This is a genomic window from Mycobacterium sp. 852014-50255_SCH5639931 (assembly GCF_001665605.1).
Lineage (GTDB): Bacteria > Actinomycetota > Actinomycetes > Mycobacteriales > Mycobacteriaceae > Mycobacterium > Mycobacterium paraffinicum.
In genome coordinates this window covers 1-26,136 of record NZ_LZSV01000019.1, presented here as the reverse complement: position 1 = coordinate 26,136, position 26,136 = coordinate 1, and the positions used below count along the sequence as shown (strand labels likewise).

Genomic DNA, 26,136 nt, shown 5'->3' with positions numbered 1-26,136 from the left:
CGCGCGTAACCGCCTGTCATAGCCGGGATTTGTCGTACCGGCTCGATACCGTCATGGCGTGGCAAATCCGCGCTCGCAATACCGCTGCTCCGAATGCCAGCACGTCACCGCCAAGTGGGTGGGCCGGTGCTTGGAGTGCGGCACCTGGGGCACCGTCGACGAGGCGCCGGTACTGACTGCGGTCGGCGGCCGCCGAGCGGGTTCGGCCTCGGCTTCCGCTTCCCGGGCCGTGCCGATCACCTCCGTCGAACCCAACGCCAGCCAGCACCGCTCGACCGGCGTCGGGGAACTCGACCGGGTGCTCGGGGGCGGCGTGGTGCCCGGTTCGGTCACGCTGCTGGCCGGCGATCCTGGCGTGGGAAAGTCGACGCTGCTGCTCAAAGTCGCCCATCGCTGGGCGCTTTCGGGCCGGCGCGCGCTGTACATCTCCGGTGAGGAGTCCGCCGGCCAGATCCGGCTGCGTGCCGACCGGATCGGCTGCGGCGCCGACGAGGTCTACCTGGCCGCCGAATCCGACGTGCACACGGTGCTGGACCACATCGCGACCGTGCGGCCCGCCCTGGTGATCGTGGACTCGGTGCAAACCATGTCCACGACCGAGGCCGACGGCGTCGCGGGCGGGGTCACGCAGGTCCGCGCGGTCACCGCCGCGCTGACCGCGGCCGCGAAGGCCACCGGCGTCGCGCTGATCCTGGTCGGCCACGTCACTAAGGACGGCGCCATCGCCGGGCCGCGCTCGCTGGAACACCTGGTCGATGTGGTGCTGCATTTCGAGGGCGACCGCAACGGGTCGCTGCGGATGGTCCGCGGGATCAAGAACCGGTTCGGGGCGGCCGACGAGGTCGGCTGTTTCACGCTGCACGACAGCGGAATCGAGGACGTATCCGACCCGTCGAACCTCTTCCTGGATCAACGGCCGGCACCGGTCGCCGGGACCGCCATCACCGTGACGCTGGACGGGAAGCGACCGCTGATCGGGGAGGTGCAGGCGCTGCTAGCGACCCCCGGGGGCGGCTCGCCGCGCCGCGCCGTCAGCGGTATCGACCCCTCCCGAGCCGCGATGATCAGCGCCGTGCTGGAAAAGCACGGCAGGCTGCCCGTCAGCGTCCACGACATCTACCTGTCCACTGTGGGCGGCATGCGGCTCACGGATCCCTCCTCGGATCTTGCCGTCGCGATCGCGCTGGCCTCGGCATACTCGGATCGACCGCTCCCGACGACGGCGGTGATGATCGGCGAGGTGGGGCTGGCGGGTGACCTGCGACGGGTCAGCGGCATGGAGCGGCGGCTGGCCGAGGCCGGGCGCCAGGGATTCAGCATCGCGCTCATCCCGGACGGGGACGACCCGCGCCGCGAGATCGTGCCCGACGGGATGCAGGCGCTGCGGGCACCGACCATCGTCGCGGCGCTGCAACACATGAAAGCCATCGCCGAGCCGCGCAACGGCTGGACGCGTAACGTGGCGGGGCCGCACAATGACACGCTGTGACACGTCCGACACTGCGTGAGACCGTCGCCCGCCTGGCGCCGGGCACCGGGCTGCGAGACGGCCTGGAGCGCATCCTGCGTGGCCGCACCGGTGCGCTGATCGTCATCGGTAACGACGAAAACGTCGAGGCCATCTGTGACGGCGGCTTCGCCCTCGATGTCCGTTACGCGCCGACCCGGCTGCGCGAGCTGGCAAAGATGGACGGTGCCGTCGTGCTGTCCACCGACGGCAGCCGCATCGTGCGGGCCAACGTGCAGCTGGTGCCGGACCCGTCGATACCCACCGACGAATCCGGAACGCGGCACCGCTCGGCGGAACGGGCGGCGATTCAGACCGGCTACCCGGTGATCTCGGTGAGCCACTCGATGAACATCGTGACCGTCTACGTCGGCGGGGAGCGCCACGTGGTGGCCGATTCAGCGACCATCCTGTCGCGGGCCAACCAGGCGATCGCGACCCTGGAGCGGTACAAGACCCGGCTCGACGAGGTCAGCAGGCAGCTGTCGCTCGCGGAGATCGAGGACTTCGTCACGCTGCGCGACGTGATGACGGTGGTGCAGCGGCTCGAGCTGGTCCGGCGGATCGGTCTGGTGATCGACTACGACGTCGTCGAGCTGGGCACCGACGGTCGCCAGCTGCGGCTGCAGCTCGACGAGCTGCTGGGCGGCAACGACATCGCGCGGGAACTGACCGTGCGCGACTACCACGCCAGCCCGGAGCCGCTGTCCAAGGCGCAGATGACCGCGACACTCGACGAGCTGGACGCCCTCTCAGACACCGAGCTGCTCGAACTCACCGCGCTGGCAAAGGTTTTCGGCTACCCGACCACGGCCGAGGCGCAGGACTCGGCCGTGAGCCCGCGCGGCTACCGCGCGCTGGCCAGCATCCCGCGGCTGCAGTTCGCCCACTCCGACCTACTGGTCCGGTCGTTCGGGACGCTGCAGGGCTTGCTGGCGGCCAGCGCCGGCGACCTGCAGTCGGTCGAGGGCATCGGCGCGATGTGGGCCCGCCACGTGCGTGAGGGACTATCGCAGCTCGCGGAGTCGACAATCTCCGATCCGCTGAGTTAGCCGGCTGGGACCGGTGGTGCCTCCGGCGGCGGCGCGACGGCCGGCTGACCCGGCCCCGGGCCCGGCGGCGGTGGCGGCTGGTTCATGATGAACGGAACCGGCTGCGAGCGCAGGTTGCCCAGCTGCACGACCAGGTTGTAGGTGCCCGGTCCGATGGCCGGCCGGGGCAGCGGGCAGTGCGGCGCCGACCCCATCCCCGTCCACGTCACCGCGGTCGTCACCTGCTCGCCCGGAGTGAATGCCTTGATCAAGGTCTCGTTGGAGGGCGCGCAGTCCAGGTTCGACCACAGGCGCTTGTTGTCCAGCGAGTACACGTAAGCCGCCAGCACCGCGGCGCCGACGTCCCGCTTGCAGGACACCAGGCCGATGTTGGTGACGACCATGGTGAACTTCGGCTGATCGCCGATGAAGTACTGGGGCGCATTGGTCAGGCCCTTGACGGCCAGCGTCGAATCGGGGCAGTCGTCGCCCTCTTTCAGCACCGGCGGCGGCTGCACTGCAGCGGTCGGGGTGGGCATCTCCGGGTTCTGGCCCTGTTGCGGCGGCACCCCCGGGTTCGGCTGTTCCCCGGGCGCTGCCGGCGGGGGCGCCTGCGGCACGGGCGCGCCTGGCTTGTTCTGAGCGGAATTGGGTTTGTCGGCACTGGCGGGCTTGGCGCCCGTGTTGTGCCCCATGAAGGCGATGACCGCGGCGACCACGATCCCTACTACGACGACCGCGACGCCCACGGCCAGGCCACGGCGCCGCCAATAGATCTCGGTGGGTAGCGGGCCACGCGGTTCCAGATCCAGCACGTTTGCAGCGTAGGTCCAGGTCACGTCGAGTTGCCTGACCCGCCTCGGCGTGTCGCGGGGTTTGCTGGCTGACCGCCGTGTTAGTGACGGCCGCTGAGGCCGGGTATTCGGCCGCTATTCGCCAATGTCACCGACGTGATCGACCAGGGCGGCGCGCCCGTCGGCGAGGTGATAGGTGGCGCCCGCTACCGCCAGGGTGCGCTCGGCAATCCGCTCGGCGATCGCCGAAGAACGCGACACGAGCTGGGCGACCGTTTCACGAACATGCCGTTCCTCGAACTCGTCGACGCGGCTCAGGCCCTCACGGCGGCCCATCAGGATCGATGGCGCGACCCGCTCCACCACGTCGCGCACGAAACCGCCCGGTATCGCACCGTCGTTGATGGCGGCCAGGGCGGCCTTGACGGCACCACAGCTGTCATGCCCCAGAACGACGATCAGCGGCACGTCGAGCACCGTCACGGCAAACTCGATGGAGCCCAGCACCGCCGAGTCGATGGCCTGCCCGGCGGTGCGCACCACGAACATGTCGCCCAGACCCTGGTCGAAGATGAGCTCCGCCGCCACCCGGCTGTCCGCGCAGCCGAACACGACCGCGGTGGGCTTCTGCCCACCGGCCAGGCTGGCCCGGTGTTCGACACTCTGGCTGGGATGCTGGGGCTTCCCCGCGACGAATCGCTCGTTACCCTCTTTGAGTGCTTTCCACGCGGTTACCGGGCTGGTGTTAGGCATGGCTGACATCATGCCGCATCCGTCGGTAAACGGACGGCCAACTATTGCGGCCGACGAGTTGCTCGACTGGTACGAACGATCCCGGCGCGACCTGCCCTGGCGGGAGCCCGGCGTCAGCGCATGGCAGATCCTGGTCAGCGAGTTCATGCTGCAGCAGACACCGGTGTCGCGGGTGTTGCCGATCTGGTCGGACTGGGTGCGGCGGTGGCCCACCCCGTCGGCCACCGCCGAGGCCAGCGCCGCCGACGTGCTGCGGGCGTGGGGCAAGCTGGGTTATCCGAGGCGGGCCAAGCGCTTGCACGAGTGCGCGACCGTCATCGCGCGTGAGCACGGCGACGTGGTTCCCGACGACGTCGACACCCTGCTGACCCTGCCCGGCATCGGCAGCTACACCGCACGCGCCATCGCCTGTTTCGCTTACCGTCAACCGGTTCCGGTGGTGGACACCAACGTTCGCCGGGTGGTGGCCCGCGCCGTGCGCGGGCTGGCCGACGGGGGTTCTGCGTCAGTGGTGCGGGACATGGCCGATGTCTCCGCTCTGCTGCCCGCCAACGACACGGCGCCGCGGTATTCCGTCGCCCTGATGGAACTGGGCGCGACGGTGTGCACCGCGCGAACGCCGCGGTGCGGGTTGTGCCCGCTCGCCCGGTGCGCGTGGCGGGACGCCGGTCATCCCCCGGCGCAGGGGCCGGCCCGGCGGGTGCAGACCTACGCCGGAACCGACCGGCAGGTCCGCGGACGCCTGCTGGACGTGTTGCGCGGCAACGGCTCTCCGGTCACCCGGGCGGAGCTGGACGTGGCGTGGTTGACCGATACGGCCCAGCGGGACCGGGCCCTGTATTCGTTGCTGGCCGACGGCCTCGTGACGCAGACGGCCGACGGCCGGTTCGCACTGGCGGGCGAAGCGTAGTCCCGCCGTCATAGGTCTTCAGAGGTCGTTGCCGGCGTAGGACTGGTTGAAGCTCTTATTGGCCAGCGGGAAGTCGGGGACGATCGTGTCGGCCATCGCGACCGGCAGCGCGGGCCAGTTGAACCATGACGGATCGACGATCTTCGCGCGGGTGATCCGGTTGGCGGCGCCGGTTTCGACGCGGTGGACGATGGTGCCGCGCCAACCTTCGACGATGCCGATGCCGCTGCCGGGTATGCGCGCCACGTCCACGTTTTCGGCGTATTCTATTGGGCCGCTGTGCGATTCGATCAGATGGCAGGCCAGCTCGGTGGATGCGGCGAATTCGTCGCGCCGCACGGTGTAGCGGGCCAGCACGTCACCGGCGGCGGCGTCGGTCTCGGTGACGGGCAATGCGGTGGTGGGGTGTTCGAGCCGGGCGTCGGTGCGCATACCGCTGGCCCGAGCGACGTAGCCCAGGCAACCGAGAGCCTGAGCGTCGTCTCGCTGCAGGACGGCGGTCCCGGCGAATCGGTCGTACACGACGGAGTTGCGCAGGGTCAGCTCGGCAACCTCCGCGACGTCGGCTGCAATGGACCGCAGGTCGGCGACGTCGGGTAGCCCCCGCAGCGCGACCCCGCCCGGGTTGATGGCACCGCGCAGCAGGCGGTGCCCGGTGACATTCGCGTTGAGCCGCAGCAGTTGTTCGCGGATGCGTTGAGCGTGGGCGTTGGCGAGCCCGAACCCGACGTCATTGGCCAGCGCGCCCAGATCGGCGGCGTGGTTGTAGAGGCGTTCGAGTTCGACCAGCAGTGCCCGCAACCGGTGCACCTCGTCGGGAAGTTCCATTCCGAGCGCGTCTTCGACGGCGAGGCAGTGGGCGAGCGCGTGCGCGGCGGAGGTGTCGCCGCTGACGCGCTCGGCCAGATCGACCGCGCCGCCGGCCGGCCGGCCCTCGAACAGCTTCTCCATGCCGCGGTGGACGAACCACAGTCGGGCCTTGAGCCGCAGCACGGTTTCGCCGGCGACGGAGAAACGGAAATGGCCGGGTTCAATCAACCCCGCATGCACCGGACCCACCGGGATTTCGTACACGCCGGGACCCTCGACGGTGACGAACGGGAAGTGGCCGGCGCCATCGAATTTGGGGGCGGGCGACGTGTCACCGCGCATGGGATGCCAGTCCTCGGGCCAGTGGGCGTGGCGCACCAGGCGGCGCGCCTTGGGATGCCCCACGGGCCGGATCCCGTACAGGTCCGCGATTTCGCGCTCGAACCGGCTGGCCGGAAAGGACAGGTAGGCCAGCGATCGGACCGTCGGGTCATCCTTCGGCACAACGCATTCGAGCTCGACGCGGCGATCGGGATATCCGGCGAGGAACAGATAGACGACACGTAGAGCGGCGCCGTCGTCGTGGCCGGCCACCAGAGCCAACCGAAACCCCTTGCCCAGCAGGTCTTCTGTCGTTTCGGCCAATCTGCCCTGAGACAGCCGGTGGCGCTGCCATTGCGCCTTCATCGCGGTCCCCCGACGCCGCTGGCCGCGGCGGTGAACAGGTCGGTGAGGGGGCCGGCGGTGACACCGAGGGCGATCGATGCGGCAATGCCGACGAGCAGGGCAGCCGCCACCGTTCGCGGGACGGCGATTTCGGGAGCGGCAGCGGCGCCGCCCAGCAGGATGCGGCCCGAGTTGCGGGCCAGCGCGGCGAAGGCAACCGCAACCAGCGCCATGCCAGCGGCGAGCGCCCAGGTGAGCCGCGCGTCGGCCAGCGACCGGCCGATGGCGAGCTCACTGGCGAACATCGCGAACGGCGGCATGCCGAGCAGCACGATCACGCCGACGGTGAGCGACACACCGATGAGGCGGGAGCGCCGCAGCACGGCGCTGATGTCGGCTATCGCGGTCGAGTTGTGCGCCGCCTGCAGCTGGCCGCTCGCCAGGAAGAGGACCGTCTTGCCGATCCCGTGCGCCAGGACGTGCAGCAGCAGCGCGGCGATGGCCAGCGTGGTTCCGGCCGCGGCGGCGATCGCGATCAGGCCCATGTTCTCCATCGAGGAGTAGGCGAGCATGCGTTTGATGTCCGTTGTCACCGTGAGCATGAGGGCGGCGATTAGCAGCGTCGCGAGCCCGAGCACCAGCAGGCCCGACCGCATGAAAGTGGGTCCGGTGGCCGTGCCGATGATCGGCTTGAGGCGGATCAGTACCGAGAAGGCCACCGACAGCAGCACCCCGCTCATCAGAGCCGACACCGGTGCCGGAGCCTGGCTGTGGGCGTCGGCCAACCAGGTGTGAAAGGGAAACAGCCCGGCCTTGGCGCCGTAGCCGACGAGCAGCAACCCGCCCGCGAGTCGAGCGATGCCCGGATCGAGCCCGCCCGCATGGGCCGCCAGCACATCGAGGTTGAGGGCCGCACCGGCCGGCGCCCCGGCATGCTCGGCGGCGTAGTAAAGCAGCACCGTGCCCAGGAAGGCGATGGCGATGCCGACCGAGCAGATCACGACGTACTTCCACGTCGCCTCGAGCGCGCCGCGGGTGCGGCGGTGCCCGACCAGGAAGGCGGTGATCACCGTGGTCGCTTCGATCGCGATCCAGATCACGCCGATGTTGTTGGCGCACACGGCGACAACCATCGCGGACAGGAATCCCGCCGTCAGGGCCCCGTACACCCGGGCACCGCGCGCGTCGGTGTGGCCGTGGGCGAGTTCGGCATCGAGGTACCCGATGCTCGCCCAGGTGGCCAGTGTGGCAACGATTCCGATGACGATCAGCATCGTGACGGTGAGCGCGTCGAGCCGCAGCAGGCCGCCCAACGCGAACCGCGTTCCCGACCCGACCCGGAACGCGAGTGCCGCGCCACATGCGAGCACCGTGACGGCCGAGAGGACGATCAGCGTCGCTGTCGTCCGGCGCCACCCGGCGATCAGCACGGTGACTGAGGCGCCGACCGGGGCAAGGATCGCCGCGAGCAGTAAATCGGTCATCAGTCGTGCAGCTCCTGCAACGCGTCCAGGTCCGCGCCGCCGAACGCGCGGGATAGCCGGCCCGTCAGTACGCCGATCACGATGACCGCGAACAACACGTCCAGCGAGGCGCCGAGCTCGACGATCAGCGGTACCCCGGCGGTGAGCAGAAACGCGGTGGCCGCGATCCCGTTGTCCAGCATGAGGAATCCCGCGGCCTGCGACACCGCGTGCCGCCGCGTGACCATCACTAGCAGTGCGATGAGCACCACCGCGGTGGCGGCCGGGACGGCGGTGGTCGTGGCGGCGGGCTGCAGATTCACCAGGGGCCGGGTGGTGGCGAACGCGGCCAACGTCAGCGCGGCGGTGATGAGGAGCGACGTGGCGGTGTTCACCAGCGGGGTGGCTTCCCGGTGCGATCGCGCTTCGGTGCCACCCGCGCGGGCCAGCAGTCGCGGCAGCACCGCAACCCGCAAAATCAGCACGGCCACACCGACACCGATGAGCGCCCCGTCGCCGTCGTACACCCCCCGCAGGATGGGGATGGCCGCGAGGGCGACGCCCTGCCATGCCAGCAGACGGATGATGGCGACCAGGTCGCGGCGCCACACGATCAGCACGGCGGCCAGGAGCAGCCCGCCGGCGGCGAGGTCGACGAGTACCGAAAACGAGCCGTACGTCATGTCGGAACCACGAAGAAGTTGGCGGCGACGACCGCAAGCAACGCCAGCAGGAACGATCCGGCGAGCAACTCGGGCACCCGGAAGAGCCGCAGCTTGGCGACGAACACCTCGACGGTGGCCAGCAGCCCTGCCAGGAACGCGACCTTGGCCGCCACCGCCAAGACACCGATGATGATCTCAACGGCACCGGGCCGGCCCCCCGCAATGCCCCACGGCGCGAACAGGTTTGCCAGCAGCGCCAAGAGCACGGTCAGCCGCATCCCGGCCGCCCACTCGACCAGGGCCAGCCGCGGACCGGCGTATTCGAGGACCATCGCCTCGTGAACCATCGTCAGCTCGAGATGGGTGGCCGGGTTGTCCACCGGTAGCCGGCCGGTCTCGGCGACGATCACGATCACCAGCGCGGCGAACGCCAGCACCGCCGCCAGCGACACCACCTGCCCGGGGTGGGTGATCGTATGCGCCACCAGTGCACCGAGATTCGCCGATCCCGCGGGCATGGAGAGCGCGAACACCGCCAGCAGAATGGTGGGTTCGACCAGCGCGGCTATGGTGATCTCGCGGCTGGCACCCATGCCCCCGAACGAGGTGCCAGTGTCGATGCCGGCCAGGGTCAGCGCCACGGTGCCCACGAACAGCAAACCGACCACGGCGAACAGGTCGGCGCCGGCATCCAGTGGCGATCCGGTGGCGACCAGCGGTGCGATCGCGGCGATCAGCAGTGTGGTTCCGGCGACGATCGCGGGTGCCGCCGCGAATACCACCGTGGTTCCGTGCGGCGTGATCTGTTGCTTGCCAAGCTGTTTGACGATGTCGCGCCACGGCTGCAAGATTCCGGCGCCGGCGCGGCCTTCCCAGCGCGCGCGCACCTGCCTGGTCAGCCCGACCACCAGCGGCGCCCCGGCCACGACGCCGCCGATTTGGACCGCGCCCGCGACATAGGACAGGACATTCATCGGGCCACCACCAGCACGATCAGCACACCGAGCGCGCCGTAGGCCAGATACAGGTGGACGCTGCCGGTGTGGGCGCGCCGCACCAGGCCCGCCGCCGCCTCAACCGCCCGGATCACCGGCGCGTAGCAGCGTTCCTCGATCGCGTCCGCGATTCTGGTGCGGTAGGTGATTTTGTCGGCCAGATACCGGGATTCGACGCTGTGGGTGACTTCGACGTCGGTGTCGGGTCGCAGGACGTCGTCGAAGATCCGTTGCAGCGGCTCGGCGAACGATGTGGCCGTGTATTGCATTCGCGCGGTGAGATCGTCGGCGCCACAGGCCCACAGCGGCAATGTGGCGGGCGCCGGCCGCCGGCTCCGGCGCCAACGGGCCAGCGCGGCCGCGGTCAGCGTGGCCACCACGACGCCGGCGGCGATCGCGCCGGGTGCGATCGAGCCCTGGACGCCCGGCAGGCGCACCATGGCGCCGAGACTGGTGAATTCCATTGCCCGGGCCGCCGGCAGCGCGGCGACCGCCTGGCGCAGCGCGGGTGCCACCACCGCGGGCGCCACGGCCAGCATCAGGCAGGCGGCCGCCGCGATGCCCATACCGGCCAGCATGGTGTGCGGCGCCTCGCGTGCCTGTGCGGCCTGTTCGGAGCGCGGCCGCGCCAGATATCCGATACCGAACGCCTTGACCATTGCCGCCACGCCCAGCCCCGTGGTGAGCGCGACCGCGCCGACCGCGAGCGGCGTGGTCAATGCCAAGACGGCCGAATGCTCTCGCGCAGTGTGGATCAGCGACTGCACCAGCAGCCACTCGCTGACGAACCCGGCGCCCAGGGGCAGTCCGGACGCCCCGAGCGCGGCCACTCCGAAAAGGCTTGTCGTCACCGGCATCCGGCGGGCCAGACCGCCCAGCCGGTCGAGGTCACGCAGCCCCGTGGCGGCCAACACCGATCCGGCGGCGAGGAACCCGAGGCTCTTGAATGCCGCGTGCGCGACGAGGTGCAGCATGGCGGCGGCTGCGGCGATCGTCGCCGGTCCGTTCGCGCCGGCGGCCGCGAACAGCGTGGCCGCTCCCAGCGCCAACGTGATCAATCCGAGGTTCTCGGTAGTCGAATAGGCAAGTAGCCGTTTGAGATCCGTGGCCACCGAGGCCTGCACCACGCCGTAGAGCGCCGACACCCCACCGACGACCATCAAGGTGAGTCCCCACCACCGCGGCCCCGGGCCGAGCAGCTGCAAGTCGACGCGGCAGATGCCGTAGACCCCGAGGTTGACCATCGCCGCACTCATCAGCGCCGAAACGGGACTCGGCGCCTCCGGGTGGGCGCGCGGCAACCACGCATGCAGCGGCACCAGCCCGGCCTTGGAGCCGAACCCCGCAAGCGTCAGCAGGAACACCGCGGTGCACGCCCCCTGCGGTATCCGGTGCAGGTCGGCGAACCGGTCCGCGCCGCCCGCCGCCGACAACGCCAGCAGGCCGACCAGTATCGCCACGAACCCCAACTGGGTCATCACGGCATACACCAGGCCGGCCGAGCGCACCATCGGGCGGGTGTGGTCGGTCAGCACCAGCACCAGCGACGCGACCGCCATCAACTCCCACACCAGCAGGAAGGTGGTGACCGACCCCGCGGCGGGCACCAGCAGCATCGCCGCGACGAACGCCGGCAGGACGGCCAGGGTTACGGGGCCCAGCCGCTCGCGCCGGGCGTATCCGATCGTGTACAGCCCGACCACCAGCGCGACCGCCCCGGTAAGCGCAATGAAGAATCCGCCCAGCGGATCGAGCCTCAGCTCGACGCCCGCCAGCGGAAGCAACCATCCGATTCGGACCGAGCGCACCGACCCGAACATTCCGAGCCCGCCGGCCCATACCCCCGCCCCACCCAGCAGCGAGGTCAGCACGCCCGCGCCGATGGACGAAGAACCGTTGCGGCGCAACATATTTGGTTCCGGCACCACGCTGGTCGCCAAGACAGCGGTCACCTGCCGGTCACCGATCGCAGGGCCGCGACGATTTGGCTCGGCGTCGGCGGGCATCCCGGGATTTCCACGTCCACGGACACCGTCTCGCCGACCGAGCCGGCCACACCGTAGGCGTCGCCGAACACCCCTCGATCGATGGCGCAGTCCCCACAGGCGATCACCCGCCGGGGCCGCGGCGTGGCCTCGATCGTGGCGCGCAAGGGGCCGGCCATGTTGTGTGTCACGACACCGGTCACCAGGAGCGCGTCGGCGTGCCGTGGGGAGGCCACCAGGCGGGCACCGAATCGCTCGGCGTCATAGACCGGACCGAAGGCGCCCGCGATCTCCACTTCGCACCCATTGCACGAACCCGCGTCGACGTGCCGGATCTGCAGCGAACCACGCACCCCGGCGGGCGGCTCGGTCGTCGCCTCCGGTGGCGGGGGTGCGGGTTCGGCGATCCGGCCGACGCGCAATGCTTTGCTGATCCAGCCCATCGGCGCTACTCCGCACCGCCGGCGCGCAGGCCTTCCAGCATCGCCACGCGGTCGCTCAGCACCCCGGTGAGCACCTTGCGTGCCAGCGTCAGCAGTTCGGCGATGTCCGGAGAGGCGATCGAGTAGATCATCGTGTTGCCATCCCGCAGCGCCTCGACCACCCCGGCCCGGCGCAGAACGCCGAGCTGTTGGGACAGGTTCGATGCTTCGAGCCCGACCTCGGGCAGCAGTTCGGCGACCGACTTGTCAGCAACCACCAGAAGCTCCAGGATCCTGATCCGCGCCGGGTGCCCCAGCGTCTTGAAGAACTCGGCCTTGAGCTTGTACAGCGGCTCCGTCACGCAAATCTCCTGAAGACTACAAGCTTTCTATATTCGAACAATTGAAGAATTTATCATATGGTGCTGCGCGTCGTCACATCGAGCGGCCAGGCACCCGCGACAGTCAGTCGCGCGCAGGCAACTTCGCCAAGAAGGATTCGACCGCGTCGCGGTACACCTGCGGCGCCTCGTCATGAATTAGGTGGCCGGCTTGGGGCACATGCAAATACGTTGCGGCCGGGTTTATTTCGGCCATTTCCCGCATCTGCCCCGGCGGCGTCACCGAGTTGCCGGCCTCGATGAGCAACGCCGGGGCTCGCACCGCCCGCCACTGCTCCCAGTAGTGGCGCGTGCCCCATTCGGCGGCGATCTCGATCCACCGCGCGGTATGTCCGTGCAGGCGCCAACCGGTGGCGGTGCGGTCGAAGGCCTCCAGGAAGTACCGTCCGGCGACGGCCCCGAATTCCTCGAATACCCGCTCTGCGGAACCGAATTCGACTGGCAGCGCGTGCAGCCACGGCTCCCATGGACCGGTGGTGCGGCCCCGGAAGTCGGGGGCCATGTCTTCAAGCACCAGCGCGGAGACCAGTTCCGGACGCTCCGCGGCCAGACACCACGAGTGCAGCGCGCCCATAGAATGGCCGACCAGCGTGACCGGCGCTTCCAGTGTGCTCACCGCGTCGGCCAGGTCGTCCACGAAACGTTCGGTGCCGACCGGGTTCGGGTCGTCGACGCCGCGCCCCCGATGCCACAAGGCGTCGTAGGTGTACACCACGCCCAGCCCAGTCAGCCACGGCAGCTGCCGCGACCACGTGGTACCCCGCCCCATCAGGCCGTGCACCAGCACCAACGGCTCACCTTGGCCTCCGCGGCAAGTCAGCAGTTCACTGGGCATGTCACCATCCTGCGTGCCCCGCCCTGCAGATGGACAGGCCGGGCGAAGGGGTAGCCTAGCGGCATGCCGTCAGTGGTGAAGATCAACGCAATCGAAGTGCCCGCCGACGCCGGCCCGGAGCTGGAGAAGCGGTTCGCACACCGGGCACACGCGGTCGACAACCAGCCCGGCTTCCTCGGGTTTCAGCTGCTGCGCCCGATCAAGGGCGAGGACCGCTACTTCGTCGTGACGCAGTGGGAGTCCGAGGAGGCATTTCAGGCGTGGGCGCAAGGGCCCGCCATTCAGGCCCATGCGGGCGAGCGGGCCAACCCGGTGGCGACCGGGGCCTCGCTGCTGGAATTCGAGGTTGTGATGGACGTTGCCGGCAACAAGCAGGCTGGCTAGCGGGTACTCGGCCCGGCGCCGCGCGGTGGCGTTGAGTGCCGCCGCAGCACTGGTAGTCACGTTCGCGCCCGGTTGCGCCTCCTCCCCCTCACCGCAGGCGAACGCGGCCAATCCCGGCCGGCAGATCGACGTGCGGACGCCGCCCGGTATCCGGGCACAGCAGACGCTGGACATGCTCAACTCGGACTGGCCCATCGGCCCGGTCGGTGTCGGCACCCTCGCCGCGCCAGACATGGTCAAATCGGTGGAGACCACCATGGAGTCGCTTTGGTGGGACCGGCCGTTCACCCTCAACGGCGTTGATCTGGGCGCCAGCGTGGCCACGTTGCACCTGACGTCCTCCTACGGTGCGCGACAAGACATCCGCATCCACACCGACGACGGCGGATGGGTCGATCGGTTCGACCTCGACACGCAGGCACCGAAGATCGATTCGTGGCACGACATCGATGCGGTGTTGAGTAAGACCGGCGCCCGCTACTCCTACCAGGTCGCCAAGGTCGACAACGGGCACTGCGATCCGGTCGCGGGCACCAACACCGGTGAATCTTTGCCGCTCGCATCGATTTTCAAGTTGTACGTGCTGCACGCCCTAGCGGGTGCCATCAAGGACGGAACGGTCTCCTGGGACGATCAGCTGACCGTCACCGACAAGAGCCGCGCGGTGGGCTCGTCCGGTTTGCAACTGCCCGCCGGAGCGCAGGTTTCGGTTCGGACGGCCGCCGAGAAGATGATCGCGACGAGCGACAACATGGCGACCGACCTGCTGATCGGAAAGCTGGGCACACACGCCATCGAAGAAGCGCTCGCCACGGCGGGCCACCACGACCCGGCCAGCATGACGCCGTTCCCCACGATGTACGAGCTGTTCTCGGTCGGCTGGGGTAAGCCGGACCTGCGCACCCAATGGCAGCATGGGTCAGCACAAGTACGCGCCCAACTGTTGGAGCAGGCGAATTCGACTCCCTACGAACCCGATCCGATCCGCGCCCACTCCCCGGCATCGTCCTACGGCGCGGAGTGGTACGGCAACGCCGAGGACATCTGCCGCATCCATGCGGCCCTGCAGGCCGACGCCGTCGGTAAAGCCGCACCGGTCAGACAGATCCTCTCCGCGGTGGCGGGCATCCAACTGGACCGCAAGGTCTGGCCTTACATCGGCGCGAAAGCCGGTGGGCTGCCCGGTGATCTGACCTTCAGCTGGTACGCCGTCGACAAAACCCAGCAGCCGTACGTGGTCAGCTTCCAGCTCAACTGGCCGCGCGACCACGGGCCGACGGTCACCGGGTGGATGCTGCAGGTCGCCAAGCAGGCCTTCGCGCTCATCGCACCGCGCTAGCGGTTGGCGGAGCGGCGGCGTATACGGCCGATAGGCAAAGTGATGCAGACCACATACCGCGCGGGACTTTTGGCCCTTCCCGACGGGTACGTCGCCAGACGAGACTGCATAACCTGCCAGAGTCGGGGGTCCGGACGGAGGTAGTGCGGTTTGTATGTGCAGATGGGCCGCCGGCGGCGAGTGAAAGTGGCTGCGCCTCATGATCTTCTCGACCGCACCGGTCACGCATACGGTGGCGCGCATCGAGCGGAGACTGCCGAATGACAGCGTTGACACCGTCGCGCGAGGTGATCCAAATCGATGACCGCGAGGCGATGGGATTGCTGGCCAGTGTCGACCATGGTCGGGTGGTGTTCAACGAGAGGGCACTGCCCGCGATCCGCCTGGTGAACCATGTCGTTGACGACGGGCGGATCATCGTGCGTACCCGCCTGGCAGCCAAGGTGTCCACCGTGGTGCGGTCGGGCGCCGACGCCGGTGCGGTGGTGGCCTACGAGGCCGACAGCCTCGATCCCGAGCGGCGGGTCGGCTGGACCGTGGCGGTCACCGGGTGGGCAACCACGATCACCGACCCCCAGCAACTCGCACGCTACGGACGACTTTTACACCCTTGGGTCAACATGACCATGGACACGATGATCGCGATCCGGCCGGAGATCATCTCCGGCATCCGCATCGTCGACGACGCTGGCGGAGAATAGCCGCCCCGGTCGGTCCGGCCGCAGTCAGAGGCGCAGCGTCCAGCGGCCGTTGCGAAAGTGCAGTCCGGTGCGACTCATCGGTGCAACGTCGATGCCCCAGAACGATTTCGGGGGTGAGTCGAGGCCGTGCAGGATCGCCGCCCGGATCACCGCGGGGTGCGTCACCGCGACGGCGGCCGACGCGCTCTCGGTCAACGAATTCAGCCATCCGGCCACCCGCCGCATCAGGTCGGTGATCGACTCGCCGCCGTGCGGCGCCCGGGTGGGATCGGTCAGCCAGACCGTCAGGTCGCCGGACGGCACGTCCTGAAGCCTCTTTCCCCGCCATCGACCGCAATTCAGGTCGGCCAGCAGCGGGTCGGTTGCGGCATCCAATCCCAGCAGCTCCGCCGTTCGACGGGCCCGCCGCTCGGGTCCGGTGAAATGTCGTGCGTCACGGCCTGATTGGGCGGCGGCTCCGGCCTGTCGACGGCCCATGTCGTTGAGGGGTTCGTCGGCGGGGAAAAGCCCGGCCGCCATGGCATCGGTCATCGCGTGCGACACCAAGGTCAGCCGGACGACCTCCGTCACGCCGCGACGCTCGATACCCGTCCGCTCCCGGCGCGCTCCTCCAGCAGCCGCCCGGCGAGCGTCGCGAACACCACGCCGATGGTCACCCACAACACCAGCTGGGTGGCCAGCGACAGCACCCTGAATTCGTAGAGGACGTCGGCGGGAAAGCCCGGATAGACGATGGCGCCAGACGCGTCGCGCAGCGGTCCGGGCGTCTCGTCGACGTTCGGCAGCAACATCATCACTACCGCCACCGCCGCGACGTATCCGCCCACCGCGAGCAGCCGGCCGTTCCACCCGCCGAACCGGGCCGTCAGCCCCCGCGCCAGCCACGCCGCCGCGACGGCCAGCACCACCGACGCCAGCACCATCACCAGATACCCGCCGGTGCGTGCCCCGATCGTGTCCGCCTGCCCCACCGCCGGTGGGTTCGGCGGATACTTCACGAACGGCACCAAATACACCGCGACGAACGCGGCCGCCGCCAGCAGCAGCGAAAGCGCCCGCGCACCAACATTTGTCGCACGCGCGGCGACGACGCAGAACAGCACTCCGAACAGCGCGCCCATCGCGAGGCCGAAGATGAGCACACCGAAGCCCAACCCGGCAATGGACTGGACTCCGCGGCTGAACAACTCGGCGCCGTGCTCGTGCACGCCATGGGCGTTCTCGGCGTCGGCGCGGCCGTCCTCGAAAGCGATCGCGCGGCCGATCACCGGCTCGGCGCAGAGGCGGGCGAAGGCGAACGCCAGCACCGCGCCGACTGCACCGGCCAGCAGGCCGCGTCCGATCAGACGCTTCTCCACGCGATCAGTGGCAGGGGAAGCCGAGCAGGTGCCGCGCGTCGTGCATGAACTCGTGCACGTGCGAATCGCTACCGAAGAGCGACACCGCTCCCTGGTCGACGCCGACGAAGTAGAGCGCCAACAGCGCCAGGAAAGCGGTTGCCGCCAACCAGACCGCGGCACTGGTCGCCGACAGGTCAACCGATCGGGTGCGGCTGCCGGTCAGCTCAGGATTCGACACGATGGCGCTCCTTCCGGGGATATACGCGTCCCCGTTGGTGATGACGGGCCATGGGTCTGACTATCGACAGTGGCGCGACCGTTCTGGACTTTCACCAGATTCCGTTGCCCGTCAGGACGAAGTCAGTGTAAACCGGGGGTCAATGCTGCGGCGGTAGGGCGCCGTAGCCCAGCTGGCTCGCCGTGTATTTCGCGGCCTCGGTGACCGGTGTGGCCTGAACCGCCGTGCCGTACGCGCAGATCTCGGTCCACGCGTCGCCGATCTCGGTCGTGTCGAAACGCATTGCGACGATCGCGTTGCCGCCGCGTTTACGCGCCTCGTCGATCAGCCGGCCCATCGCTTCGTTGCGGCTTTCGGCCAGGTTCTTGGTCATGCCGGCAAGCTCGCCGCCGAACATGGCCTTGAAGCCCGCACCCATCTGTGAGAACGCGTTGCGCGAGCGGACGGTCAGCCCGAACACCTCGCCGCAGACGCGCTGAATCTCCCAGCCCGGGAGGTCGTTGGTGGTGACGATCAGCACAGGCGGGCTCCCTACATGCGAAACGGGCGGTTAATCCCGTCAGAGATTAACCACCCGTTTGCTGCAGTGCTACGGCGTTTCTGGGGCCGCGTGGGCTCCGGCCTTCGCCAGGTCCGGCTCGGCCGGCGGCTTGCGGGTCCCGGTGAAGGTGAACACCGCGTCCTCGCCGGCGCTCTCGCCGTCCCAGTTGTCCACGTCGACTGTGACGATCTGCCCCGGCCCGACCTCCTCGAAGAGGATCTTCTCGGACAGCTGGTCCTCGATCTCGCGCTGAATGGTGCGCCGCAGCGGGCGGGCACCAAGCACCGGGTCGAAGCCCCGCTTCGCCAACAACGCCTTCGCCTTGTCGGTCAGCTCCATAGCCATGTCCTTGGCCTTGAGCTGCTTGCCGACCCGTTCGATCATCAGGTCGACCATCTGGATGATCTCTTCCTTGGTCAGCTGGTGGAAGACGATGATGTCGTCGATGCGGTTGAGGAACTCCGGGCGGAAGTGCTTCTTCAGCTCGTCGTTGACCTTCTGCTTCATCCGCTCGTAGTTGTTCTCACCGCCACCCTGGGTGAAGCCCAGGCCGACCGGCTTCGAGATGTCGGACGTACCGAGGTTCGAGGTGAAGATCAGCACGGTGTTCTTGAAGTCCACCGTGCGTCCCTGGCCGTCGGTGAGCCGGCCGTCCTCGAGGACCTGCAACAGGCTGTTGTAGATCTCCTGGTGGGCCTTCTCGATCTCGTCGAACAGCACCACCGAGAACGGCTTGCGCCGCACCTTCTCGGTGAGCTGGCCGCCCTCTTCGTAGCCGACGTATCCCGGCGGGGCGCCGAACAGCCGCGACGCGGTGAACCGGTCGTGGAACTCGCCCATGTCGATCTGGATGAGCGCGTCGTCGTCGCCGAACAGGAAGTTGGCCAGCGCCTTGGACAGCTCGGTCTTACCGACACCGGACGGGCCGGCGAAGATGAACGAACCGGACGGGCGCTTCGGGTCCTTTAGCCCGGCACGGGTACGGCGGATCGCCTTGGAGACGGCCTTGACCGCGTCCACCTGGCCGATGATCCGCTTGTGCAGCTCATCCTCCATGCGCAGCAGCCGGGTGGTCTCCGCCTCGGTGAGCTTGAACACCGGGATGCCGGTCCAGTTGCCCAGCACCTCGGCGATCTGCTCGTCGTCGACTTCGGCGACCACGTCGAGATCACCTGAGCGCCACTGCTTTTCGCGCTCGGCGCGCTGAGCGACCAGAGTCTTCTCGCGGTCGCGGAGGCTGGCCGCCTTCTCGAAGTCCTGGGCGTCGATCGCGGACTCCTTCTCCCGCCGCGCGTCGGCGATCTTCTCGTCGAACTCGCGCAGGTCTGGCGGAGCGGTCATGCGGCGGATCCGCATCCGGGCGCCGGCCTCGTCGATCAGGTCGATCGCCTTGTCCGGCAGGAACCGGTCGTTGATGTAGCGGTCCGCCAGGGTGGCGGCGGCCACCAGCGCCGCATCGGAGATCGACACCCGGTGGTGCGCCTCGTAGCGGTCCCGCAACCCCTTGAGGATCTCGATGGTGTGCTCCACCGTCGGCTCGCCCACCTGGACCGGCTGGAAGCGGCGCTCCAGGGCGGCGTCCTTCTCGATGTACTTGCGGTACTCGTCGAGCGTGGTGGCGCCGATGGTCTGCAGCTCGCCGCGGGCCAGCTTGGGCTTGAGGATCGACGCGGCGTCGATCGCGCCCTCGGCGGCACCGGCACCCACGAGCGTGTGCAGCTCGTCGATGAACAGGATGATGTCGCCGCGGGTGTTGATCTCCTTGAGCACCTTCTTCAGGCGCTCCTCGAAGTCACCGCGGTAGCGCGAGCCGGCGACCAGCGAGCCGAGGTCCAGCGTGTAGAGCTGCTTGTCCTTCAGCGTCTCCGGCACCTGGCCGTGCACGATGGCCTGCGCCAGGCCCTCGACGACGGCGGTCTTGCCGACGCCGGGCTCACCGATCAGCACCGGGTTGTTCTTGGTGCGCCGGCTCAGCACCTGCATCACGCGCTCGATTTCCTTCTCACGTCCGATGACCGGATCGAGCTTGCCCTCCATCGCGGCGGCCGTCAGGTTGCGCCCGAACTGGTCGAGCACCAACGAGGTCGACGGGCTGCCCGATTCGCCGCCGCGGCCACCGGTCCCGGCCTCCGCGGCCTCCTTGCCCTGGTAACCGCTCAGCAGTTGGATGACTTGCTGGCGCACCCGGGTCAGCTCTGCGCCCAGCTTCACCAACACCTGGGCGGCCACGCCCTCACCCTCGCGGATGAGGCCCAGCAGGATGTGCTCGGTGCCGATGTAGTTGTGGCCGAGCTGCAGCGCCTCGCGCAGGCTCAGCTCGAGCACCTTCTTGGCGCGCGGCGTGAACGGGATGTGGCCCGACGGCGCCTGCTGGCCCTGGCCGATGATCTCCTCGACCTGGCTGCGGACGCCCTCGAGGGAGATGCCCAGCGACTCCAGCGACTTGGCGGCGACGCCCTCGCCCTCGTGAATCAGACCCAACAGGATGTGCTCGGTGCCGATGTAGTTGTGGTTGAGCATCCGGGCCTCTTCTTGCGCCAGGACGACGACCCTGCGGGCACGGTCGGTAAATCGTTCAAACATCGGTGGTTACCTGCTCTCCCTCACCATCGGTACTAGCCTTTCAGTGGCCCACCGGTCCCCGTTGGGGCCGGAATCGCATACCTGCCATCCACTGTAATGGTCGGCCTGCCAGGGGGCATAACCTTGCGGTTCCTTGCGGTTCCTTGCTGTTCAAGACGCGCCGGGCCTGTTTCGGGCGATCTCCCTGTGATTACAGCGCCGTAACCGAATCAACGTGGCGGAGTGCCAATTCGTTTCCTTACTCAACGGCGATATTTTTCGCGGCCAGCGAAACGACAAACCGGCGCCCAGGCCTTCCGCCCGGGCGCCGGTGAGAGGTTTGTCAGGTCGCCGCGTGGAACGCGTCGATGACGTCGGCCGGGATGCGGCCGCGGGTCGAAACGTTGTGACCGTTTCGGCGAGCCCACTCGCGGATCGCCGCGCTCTGTTCACGGTCGATCGCGCCACGACCGCGGCCGGAGCCGGAACGCCCACGCCGACGACCGCCGACCCGACGGCCGGCTTCCACCCACTGCTTCAGGTCGCTGCGGAGTTTCGCGGCATTCTTAGACGAAAGGTCAATCTCATAGGTCACCCCGTCAAGCCCGAATTCGACCGTTTCGTCGGCTGCGCCGGCACCGTCGAAATCATCGACCAGGGTGACGGTCACTTTTTTCGCCATTAGCTTATCCTCGCATTTCGTCCTGGGCAGTTGCCGAGCAGATTGGGTGAGCCTCCCCAGGTCATCAATCTGCCATAACAACGCAGCATACTCAATCTGGCCCCAAGCCGCACAGTTGCACTTTTCAAGTGGAGTGCGGCCGAACAATCGGGAACAAAACTGTCTCTCGAATTGACAGTCCGGTCAAAGACATCAACAACCGATCGATACCCATTCCGGTTCCGGTGCACGGCGGCATCGCATACTCGAGGGCGGCAAGAAAGTCTTCGTCAAGCACCATCGCTTCGTCGTCGCCGGCCGCCGCGGCGCGGGCTTGCGCGGCGAATCTCTCCCGCTGCACGACGGGGTCGTTCAATTCGGAGTAGCCGGTGGCCAGTTCGACGCCGCGCACGTAGAGGTCCCACTTCTCGGTCACACCGGGGATGCTGCGGTGCTGGCGCGTCAAAGGCGTTGTCTCAACCGGGAAGTCCCGCACAAAGGTGGGCGCGGTCAGCGTATCTCCTACCGTATGCTCCCAGAGTTCCTCGACGAGCTTTCCGTGCCCGTAGCCGCGATCGCGGGGAATCTCGACTCCGAGCCGGTCCGCGATGGCCCAAAGCCGCTGAACCGACGTCTCGGGTGTGATCTCTTCGCCGAGTGCCGCCGACAGCGACGGGTACATTTGAATCGACGCCCATTCTCCGTCTATGTCGTAGACGCTCCCGTCGGGCAGCGGTAGTTGTCTGGTTCCGATCGCCTCATCGGCGACCTCTTGAATAAGCTCACGCGTGACGACTGCCGAATCGTCATAGGTTCCGTACGCCTGGTAGGTCTCCAGCATGGAGAATTCCGGAGAATGGGTGGAATCGGCGCCTTCGTTTCGGAAGACTCGATTTACTTCGAAGACCTTGTCAAAACCCCCGACGATGCAGCGCTTGAGGAACAGTTCCGGCGCGATCCGCAGGTACAGATCCATGTCGAGAGCATTGGAATGCGTGACGAACGGCCGCGCCGCCGCGCCTCCCGCCAGCGTCTGCAGCATAGGCGTTTCGACTTCGAGAAACCCGCGCCGTTCGAGCGAGTTGCGTATGGCGCGCACTACGGCGATCCGCTGTCGCGCCACCGTCCTGGCCTGGGGCCGGACGATGAGGTCGACGTAGCGCTGCCGCACCCGCGCCTCTTCGCTCATCTCCTTGTGGGCCACCGGCAGCGGTCGCAATGATTTCGCCGCCATTTGCCATGAATCGGCCAGGACGGACAATTCGCCGCGGCGTGAGCTGATCACGTTGCCGTGTACGTAGACGATGTCGCCGAGGTCGACCTCGGCTTTCCACGCATCGAGCGCTTCGGGGCCCACCTTGTCGAGGCTGATCATCACCTGCAGGCTGGTGCCGTCGCCCTCCTGAAGTGTCGCGAAGCACAATTTCCCGGAGTTGCGCGCGAACATCACCCGACCCGCGACGCCGACGACGTCTTCGGTCGCGGTGTCGATCGGCAGGTCGGGATGCTCGGCGCGGACCTGCGCCAGGGTGTGGGTGCGTTCGATCGCGACCGGATACGGTTCACGGCCCTCCGCCAACAAGCGAGCGCGCTTGTCCCGGCGGATGCGGAACTGCTCGGGCAGGTCTGCTGGGTCGGCGTCACTCACGACGTGCCAGCTTAAATGACTGGTCTTCGAGCTTGCGTTGACGCCGTCTCAGCGCGCGGTTTTCAGCCGACCGCGCTGGGTGTCCCGGTTGCGTTCGAACACCAGGCGCAGTCCCTGCAGGGTCAGATGTTGGTCGTAATGGCTGGCCGTGTGCAGCTCGGGCAGCAGCAGCGGTGCCGTGTGTCCCGTCGCGACCACCGCGACGTCGTCTCCGGCAAAGCCCTCGACGTCCTGGCGAATGCGCCCGACCAGACCGTCGACCAGACCGGCGAAGCCGAACACGGCTCCGGCCTGCATGCATTCGACGGTGTTCTTGCCCACCACCGAACGCGGGCGGGACAGCTCGACCCGGCGCAGCGCGGCGGAGCGGGCCGCGGCGGCGTCCGAGGAGACCTGCACGCCCGGCGCGATCGCGCCGCCGAGAAATTCGCCCTTGGCCGACACCACGTCGACGCAGATCGATGAACCGAAGTCGATGACGATGGCGGCGCTTTGAAACCGGTGAAATGCGGCCAGGCAGTTGACGATTCGGTCGGCGCCGACTTCTTTTGGATTGTCGACGAGCAGTGGGATGCCGGTGCGCACCCCGGGTTCGATCAACACGTGCGGCACCGAGGGCCAGTACTGGTCGAGCATGATCCGCACTTCGTGCAGCACCGACGGGACGGTGGAGAGGGCGGCCGCGCCGGTTAGCCGCTCGGAGTCTTCGCCGATCAGACCGTCGATGGTCAGGGCCAGCTCGTCCGCGGTCACCTCGGACTCGGTCCGGATCCGCCAGTGCTGCACGACCTTTGCGTGCTCCTTGGATCCGGAGATCAGCCCCACGACGGTGTGGGTGTTACGGACGTCGATGGCGAGCAGCACGGTTACCGCGCAACGATTCGGGGATCCAACAGCTCGGCGGCGTCCGCGGGCACGAAGGCCGGATCGTGGCCAAGGTCGATCGGCTTGTTGTCGGCGTCGACGAACACGATCCGAGGCTGGTAGGACCGCGCCTCGGCCTCTTCCATGGCCCCGTACGAGATCAGGATCACCAGGTCGCCGGGGTGCACGAGATGGGCTGCGGCGCCATTGATTCCGATCACGCCGCTGCCCCGCTCCCCGGTGATCGCATAGGTCACCAGGCGGGCGCCGTTGTCGATGTCGACGATGGTCACCTGCTCGCCCTCGAGCAGGTCCGCAGCGTCCATCAGGTCGGCGTCGATGGTCACCGAGCCGACGTAGTGCAGGTCAGCCTGGGTGACGGTGGCGCGGTGGATCTTCGACTTGAGCATCGTCCGTAGCATCAATTCCTCCAAGATGATTCACGGGTGTCCCGATATCCGTCCGGCCCCACGGGTGCCGGCGAAGTTTCGATCTCGATCGAGATGTTGTCCAGCAGCCTGGTGCTGCCCAGCCGGACCGCGACGAGCAACCGGCCGGTTCTGTTGCTGCCCAACGGACCCAGGTCCGCGTCGCGCAACTCGAGGTAGTCGATCGTGAGCTCGGGCACCGCATCGAGCACCGCGCGCGCCGCGTCCAGCGCGGCCTGCGGCCCGGCGTCGGCGGCGTGCGCCGCCGCCGTCAGCGCCGCCGAGACCGCGACGGCCGCCTCACGCTGCCCCGGATCGAGGTAGCGGTTGCGGGACGACATGGCCAGCCCGTCGGCTTCGCGGACGGTGGGCACGCCGACCACCGCGACGTCGAGGTTCAGGTCGGCGACCATCTGCCGGATCAGCACCAGTTGCTGATAGTCCTTCTCGCCGAAGAACACTCGGTCCGGGCGCACGATCTGCAGCAGCTTGCACACCACGGTCAACACGCCGGCGAAGTGGGTGGGCCGCGGACGGCCCTCTAGGTCGGCGGCCAGCGGACCGGGCTGCACGGTGGTGCGCAGGCCGTCGGGATACATGGCCGCCGCCGTTGGGGCGAATACGATTTCGACGCCTTCGCGGCGCAGCAGCGCCAGGTCGTCGTCCAGGGTCCGCGGGTAGGCGTCGAGATCTTCCCCGGCGCCGAACTGAAGCGGGTTGACGAAGATCGACACCGCCACCACCGAGCCGGGCAACCGCTTGGCGGCGCGCACCAGGGTGAGGTGACCCTCGTGCAGCGCGCCCATGGTCGGCACCAACATCACCCGGCGGCCGGTGTGGCGCAGAGCCCGGCTGACGTCACTGACGTCGCGCGGCCGCAAGTACACGTTGAGTTCGCCGGCCTTGAAGGCGGGCGGCTTGCCTGGTCTCATCCCGCCAGGACCTCGACGACGTCGGCGGGGGCGTGGGCGCGCCGGGCGGTCCGCAGGGCGTTCACCCGGTACGCCTGCGCGAGTTCCGGGTCGGCCTGGTTCAGCGCAGCAAGGTGCCCGGCGACCGCGGCGGCGTCACCGCGCGCGACCGGACCGGTCAGCGCGGCCTGCCCGCGTTGCAGGGTGTTCTCCAGCGCCGCCCGGGCCAGCGGGCCGACGATGCGTTCGGCGATCCCGCCCGGCTGGTCGTCGACGGACTGCTGCCCGAGCAGTTCGCTGCCGCGCAGCGCGGCCCGCAACGCCTCGAGCGCGTCGGCGAGCACCGTCACCAGGTGGTTGCCCGCATGCGCCAGGGCGGCGTGGTAGAGCACCCGCGATTCCTCACGCACGCAGAACGGTTCGCCGCCCATCTCCAGGACCAGCGACTGCCCGATCGCGTAGCCCACATCGTCGGCCGCGGTGATGCCGAAGCAGGTGTCGGGCAGCCTGCTGATGTCCTCATCGGAGCCGGTGAACGTCATCGCCGGGTGAATCGCGAGCGGGATGCAACCGTCCTGGGTCAGCGGCGCGAGAATGCCCACCCCGTTGGCGCCGGACGTGTGGGCGACGATCGTGCCCGGCCGCACCGACGACGTCGCGGCCAGCCCGGACACCAGGCCGGTGAGTTCGCTGTCGGGAACGGCCAACAGCAGCAGCTCTGCGCCGGCGGCCACATCCGGCGGGGCCACCACCGGGGTATCGGGCAGCCAGCGCTGGGCCCGCTGCCGCGACGCGTGGGAGATGGCGCTGCACGCGACCACGACGTGGTCCGCGCGCTCCAGCGCAACCCCGAGCGCGGTGCCGACCCGGCCGGCGGAGATGACCCCCACCTTGAGCCTGGCCGGGCGCAAACCGTCGAACTGCACCATCGCAGACGACCTCACAGATTTCTTCGTTCGTTCCGGTCCCACTTCGTGGGTACCGTTCGGTCACTAAAACTGTAGTCGATTACCGGGCGGCACCCAATGTGAGGAAGCTCCCAGCTCAGCCATCGCGACGACGGCGCCGGCCGCCCTCGGACGGCTGCACCTGTAACCGCGCCAACAGGTCGGCAACCGACTGGCCGCCGGTCGAGGGGCCCTCGCCCATGCTGTTCAAGTCCTCAGTCTGCGGGTCCACGCCGCCGTGTCGGGGCGTGTGTTCCGGCGCGGGCGGCGGTGCTAGCCGAGGTGGTTGCTCGGCGGCGTGGACCCGCAGACTGAGGACTTGAACAGCATGGGCG

Annotated in this window: 27 protein-coding genes and 1 pseudogene; 6 read left to right on the top strand and 22 right to left on the bottom strand. The window is 68.4% G+C overall.

From position 1 onward, the window contains the following. Window positions 1-58 precede the first annotated feature (58 nt). On the top strand, window positions 59-1,489 hold the full coding sequence (radA, locus tag A5758_RS12075; protein ID WP_067740122.1) for a DNA repair protein RadA: 1,431 nt from the start codon (window positions 59-61) through the stop codon (window positions 1,487-1,489). Next, window positions 1,486-2,559, top strand: coding sequence for a DNA integrity scanning diadenylate cyclase DisA (disA, locus tag A5758_RS12070; protein WP_066955447.1), 1,074 nt, complete (start codon window positions 1,486-1,488; stop codon window positions 2,557-2,559). The genes radA and disA overlap by 4 nt, the downstream gene beginning before the upstream one ends. Here disA and A5758_RS12065 read toward each other — a convergent pair. After that, complete coding sequence (locus tag A5758_RS12065; protein WP_156622602.1) at window positions 2,556-3,353, bottom strand: hypothetical protein; 798 nt, start codon at window positions 3,351-3,353, stop codon at window positions 2,556-2,558. The genes disA and A5758_RS12065 overlap by 4 nt on opposite strands. Before the next feature lie 114 nt (window positions 3,354-3,467). After that, window positions 3,468-4,085: a carbonic anhydrase gene (locus tag A5758_RS12060; protein ID WP_067204223.1), complete on the bottom strand. Its 618-nt coding sequence runs from the start codon at window positions 4,083-4,085 to the stop codon at window positions 3,468-3,470. Here A5758_RS12060 and A5758_RS12055 point away from each other — a divergent pair. Beyond that, window positions 4,084-4,995 carry an A/G-specific adenine glycosylase gene (locus A5758_RS12055; RefSeq protein ID WP_067740119.1) on the top strand — a complete coding sequence of 304 codons (912 nt, stop codon included), beginning with the start codon at window positions 4,084-4,086 and terminating at the stop codon, window positions 4,993-4,995. The genes A5758_RS12060 and A5758_RS12055 overlap by 2 nt on opposite strands. Before the next feature lie 18 nt (window positions 4,996-5,013). On the opposite strand, the gene A5758_RS12050 is transcribed toward A5758_RS12055, so the two are convergent. The 8 genes from A5758_RS12050 to A5758_RS12015 all read right to left on the bottom strand — a co-directional run bounded on the left by A5758_RS12050 (window position 5,014) and on the right by A5758_RS12015 (window position 13,237). Beyond that, complete coding sequence (locus A5758_RS12050) at window positions 5,014-6,492, bottom strand: NADH-quinone oxidoreductase subunit C (protein ID WP_067740117.1); 1,479 nt, start codon at window positions 6,490-6,492, stop codon at window positions 5,014-5,016. Further along, on the bottom strand, window positions 6,489-7,955 hold the full coding sequence (locus tag A5758_RS12045; protein WP_067740115.1) for a proton-conducting transporter membrane subunit: 1,467 nt from the start codon (window positions 7,953-7,955) through the stop codon (window positions 6,489-6,491). The genes A5758_RS12050 and A5758_RS12045 overlap by 4 nt, the downstream gene beginning before the upstream one ends. Then, window positions 7,955-8,617 carry a hypothetical protein gene (locus A5758_RS12040; protein ID WP_067740113.1) on the bottom strand — a complete coding sequence of 221 codons (663 nt, stop codon included), beginning with the start codon at window positions 8,615-8,617 and terminating at the stop codon, window positions 7,955-7,957. Before A5758_RS12040 ends, A5758_RS12045 begins: the two co-directional genes overlap by 1 nt. Then, on the bottom strand, window positions 8,614-9,564 hold the full coding sequence (locus tag A5758_RS12035; RefSeq protein WP_067740283.1) for a respiratory chain complex I subunit 1 family protein: 951 nt from the start codon (window positions 9,562-9,564) through the stop codon (window positions 8,614-8,616). The genes A5758_RS12040 and A5758_RS12035 overlap by 4 nt, the downstream gene beginning before the upstream one ends. Before the next feature lie 5 nt (window positions 9,565-9,569). Continuing rightward, window positions 9,570-11,504 carry a proton-conducting transporter membrane subunit gene (locus A5758_RS12030; protein WP_067740282.1) on the bottom strand — a complete coding sequence of 645 codons (1,935 nt, stop codon included), beginning with the start codon at window positions 11,502-11,504 and terminating at the stop codon, window positions 9,570-9,572. 38 nt (window positions 11,505-11,542) lie between these two features. Then, on the bottom strand, window positions 11,543-12,022 hold the full coding sequence (locus A5758_RS12025; protein WP_067740111.1) for an NADH-quinone oxidoreductase subunit B family protein: 480 nt from the start codon (window positions 12,020-12,022) through the stop codon (window positions 11,543-11,545). Window positions 12,023-12,027: 5 nt separating this feature from the next. Further along, complete coding sequence (locus A5758_RS12020; protein WP_067740109.1) at window positions 12,028-12,363, bottom strand: lsr2/espR transcriptional regulator; 336 nt, start codon at window positions 12,361-12,363, stop codon at window positions 12,028-12,030. 103 nt (window positions 12,364-12,466) lie between these two features. Further along, a complete protein-coding gene (locus A5758_RS12015; protein WP_067740107.1) occupies window positions 12,467-13,237 on the bottom strand; it encodes an alpha/beta fold hydrolase in 771 nt (256 codons plus the stop codon). A 63-nt stretch (window positions 13,238-13,300) separates the two neighbouring features. Between A5758_RS12015 and mhuD the strand changes: the two genes are divergently transcribed. The 3 genes from mhuD (at window position 13,301) to A5758_RS12000 (ending at window position 15,661) form a co-directional block, all read left to right on the top strand. Beyond that, window positions 13,301-13,621, top strand: a complete 321-nt coding sequence (mhuD, locus tag A5758_RS12010) for a mycobilin-forming heme oxygenase MhuD (protein ID WP_067204197.1) — start codon at window positions 13,301-13,303, stop codon at window positions 13,619-13,621. Next, window positions 13,596-14,960, top strand: a complete 1,365-nt coding sequence (locus A5758_RS12005; protein WP_067740105.1) for a serine hydrolase — start codon at window positions 13,596-13,598, stop codon at window positions 14,958-14,960. The genes mhuD and A5758_RS12005 overlap by 26 nt, the downstream gene beginning before the upstream one ends. Window positions 14,961-15,220: 260 nt before the next feature. Then, window positions 15,221-15,661 carry a pyridoxamine 5'-phosphate oxidase family protein gene (locus A5758_RS12000; protein WP_067740103.1) on the top strand — a complete coding sequence of 147 codons (441 nt, stop codon included), beginning with the start codon at window positions 15,221-15,223 and terminating at the stop codon, window positions 15,659-15,661. Window positions 15,662-15,685: 24 nt separating this feature from the next. Here A5758_RS12000 and A5758_RS11995 read toward each other — a convergent pair whose 3' ends face one another. The 12 genes and pseudogenes from A5758_RS11995 to A5758_RS25200 form a co-directional block, all read right to left on the bottom strand. Next, on the bottom strand, window positions 15,686-16,231 hold the full coding sequence (locus A5758_RS11995; RefSeq protein ID WP_067740101.1) for a histidine phosphatase family protein: 546 nt from the start codon (window positions 16,229-16,231) through the stop codon (window positions 15,686-15,688). Then, on the bottom strand, window positions 16,228-17,019 hold the full coding sequence (locus tag A5758_RS11990; RefSeq protein WP_067740099.1) for a CbtA family protein: 792 nt from the start codon (window positions 17,017-17,019) through the stop codon (window positions 16,228-16,230). The genes A5758_RS11995 and A5758_RS11990 overlap by 4 nt, the downstream gene beginning before the upstream one ends. 4 nt (window positions 17,020-17,023) lie before the next feature. After that, window positions 17,024-17,239, bottom strand: a complete 216-nt coding sequence (locus A5758_RS11985) for a CbtB-domain containing protein (protein WP_067740097.1) — start codon at window positions 17,237-17,239, stop codon at window positions 17,024-17,026. Between the two features lie 139 nt (window positions 17,240-17,378). After that, on the bottom strand, window positions 17,379-17,759 hold the full coding sequence (locus A5758_RS11980) for a YbjQ family protein (RefSeq protein WP_067740095.1): 381 nt from the start codon (window positions 17,757-17,759) through the stop codon (window positions 17,379-17,381). A 69-nt stretch (window positions 17,760-17,828) separates the two neighbouring features. After that, window positions 17,829-20,363, bottom strand: a complete 2,535-nt coding sequence (gene clpC1, locus A5758_RS11975; RefSeq protein ID WP_067204174.1) for an ATP-dependent protease ATP-binding subunit ClpC — start codon at window positions 20,361-20,363, stop codon at window positions 17,829-17,831. A 322-nt stretch (window positions 20,364-20,685) separates the two neighbouring features. Next, a complete protein-coding gene (gene lsr2 / locus A5758_RS11970; RefSeq protein WP_066955505.1) occupies window positions 20,686-21,024 on the bottom strand; it encodes a histone-like nucleoid-structuring protein Lsr2 in 339 nt (112 codons plus the stop codon). Window positions 21,025-21,148: 124 nt separating this feature from the next. Continuing rightward, a complete protein-coding gene (gene lysS, locus A5758_RS11965; RefSeq protein ID WP_067204169.1) occupies window positions 21,149-22,651 on the bottom strand; it encodes a lysine--tRNA ligase in 1,503 nt (500 codons plus the stop codon). Window positions 22,652-22,699: 48 nt separating this feature from the next. Continuing rightward, a complete protein-coding gene (locus A5758_RS11960; RefSeq protein WP_067740093.1) occupies window positions 22,700-23,515 on the bottom strand; it encodes a type III pantothenate kinase in 816 nt (271 codons plus the stop codon). Between the two features lie 2 nt (window positions 23,516-23,517). Further along, window positions 23,518-23,937 carry an aspartate 1-decarboxylase gene (gene panD, locus A5758_RS11955; protein ID WP_067740091.1) on the bottom strand — a complete coding sequence of 140 codons (420 nt, stop codon included), beginning with the start codon at window positions 23,935-23,937 and terminating at the stop codon, window positions 23,518-23,520. After that, complete coding sequence (gene panC / locus A5758_RS11950) at window positions 23,937-24,875, bottom strand: pantoate--beta-alanine ligase (RefSeq protein ID WP_067740089.1); 939 nt, start codon at window positions 24,873-24,875, stop codon at window positions 23,937-23,939. Before panC ends, panD begins: the two co-directional genes overlap by 1 nt. After that, window positions 24,872-25,783, bottom strand: coding sequence for a Rossmann-like and DUF2520 domain-containing protein (locus A5758_RS11945; protein ID WP_067740087.1), 912 nt, complete (start codon window positions 25,781-25,783; stop codon window positions 24,872-24,874). The genes panC and A5758_RS11945 overlap by 4 nt, the downstream gene beginning before the upstream one ends. A 115-nt stretch (window positions 25,784-25,898) precedes the next feature. Beyond that, window positions 25,899-26,136 (bottom strand): annotated as a pseudogene (locus A5758_RS25200) (hypothetical protein); the annotation flags it as partial.

Coding starts and splice junctions, on each gene's coding strand:
- A5758_RS12055 (WP_067740119.1), top strand. CDS start 4,084: ATGGCTGACATCATGCCGCATCCGTCGGTAAACGGACGGCCAACTATT.
- A5758_RS12060 (WP_067204223.1), bottom strand. CDS start 4,085: ATGCCTAACACCAGCCCGGTAACCGCGTGGAAAGCACTCAAAGAGGGT.
- A5758_RS12050 (WP_067740117.1), bottom strand. CDS start 6,492: ATGAAGGCGCAATGGCAGCGCCACCGGCTGTCTCAGGGCAGATTGGCC.
- A5758_RS12045 (WP_067740115.1), bottom strand. CDS start 7,955: ATGACCGATTTACTGCTCGCGGCGATCCTTGCCCCGGTCGGCGCCTCA.
- A5758_RS12040 (WP_067740113.1), bottom strand. CDS start 8,617: ATGACGTACGGCTCGTTTTCGGTACTCGTCGACCTCGCCGCCGGCGGG.
- A5758_RS12030 (WP_067740282.1), bottom strand. CDS start 11,504: ATGTTGCGCCGCAACGGTTCTTCGTCCATCGGCGCGGGCGTGCTGACC.
- A5758_RS12025 (WP_067740111.1), bottom strand. CDS start 12,022: ATGGGCTGGATCAGCAAAGCATTGCGCGTCGGCCGGATCGCCGAACCC.
- A5758_RS12015 (WP_067740107.1), bottom strand. CDS start 13,237: ATGCCCAGTGAACTGCTGACTTGCCGCGGAGGCCAAGGTGAGCCGTTG.
- mhuD (WP_067204197.1), top strand. CDS start 13,301: ATGCCGTCAGTGGTGAAGATCAACGCAATCGAAGTGCCCGCCGACGCC.
- A5758_RS12000 (WP_067740103.1), top strand. CDS start 15,221: ATGACAGCGTTGACACCGTCGCGCGAGGTGATCCAAATCGATGACCGC.
- clpC1 (WP_067204174.1), bottom strand. CDS start 20,363: ATGTTTGAACGATTTACCGACCGTGCCCGCAGGGTCGTCGTCCTGGCG.
- lsr2 (WP_066955505.1), bottom strand. CDS start 21,024: ATGGCGAAAAAAGTGACCGTCACCCTGGTCGATGATTTCGACGGTGCC.
- panD (WP_067740091.1), bottom strand. CDS start 23,937: ATGCTACGGACGATGCTCAAGTCGAAGATCCACCGCGCCACCGTCACC.
- panC (WP_067740089.1), bottom strand. CDS start 24,875: ATGAGACCAGGCAAGCCGCCCGCCTTCAAGGCCGGCGAACTCAACGTG.
- A5758_RS11945 (WP_067740087.1), bottom strand. CDS start 25,783: ATGGTGCAGTTCGACGGTTTGCGCCCGGCCAGGCTCAAGGTGGGGGTC.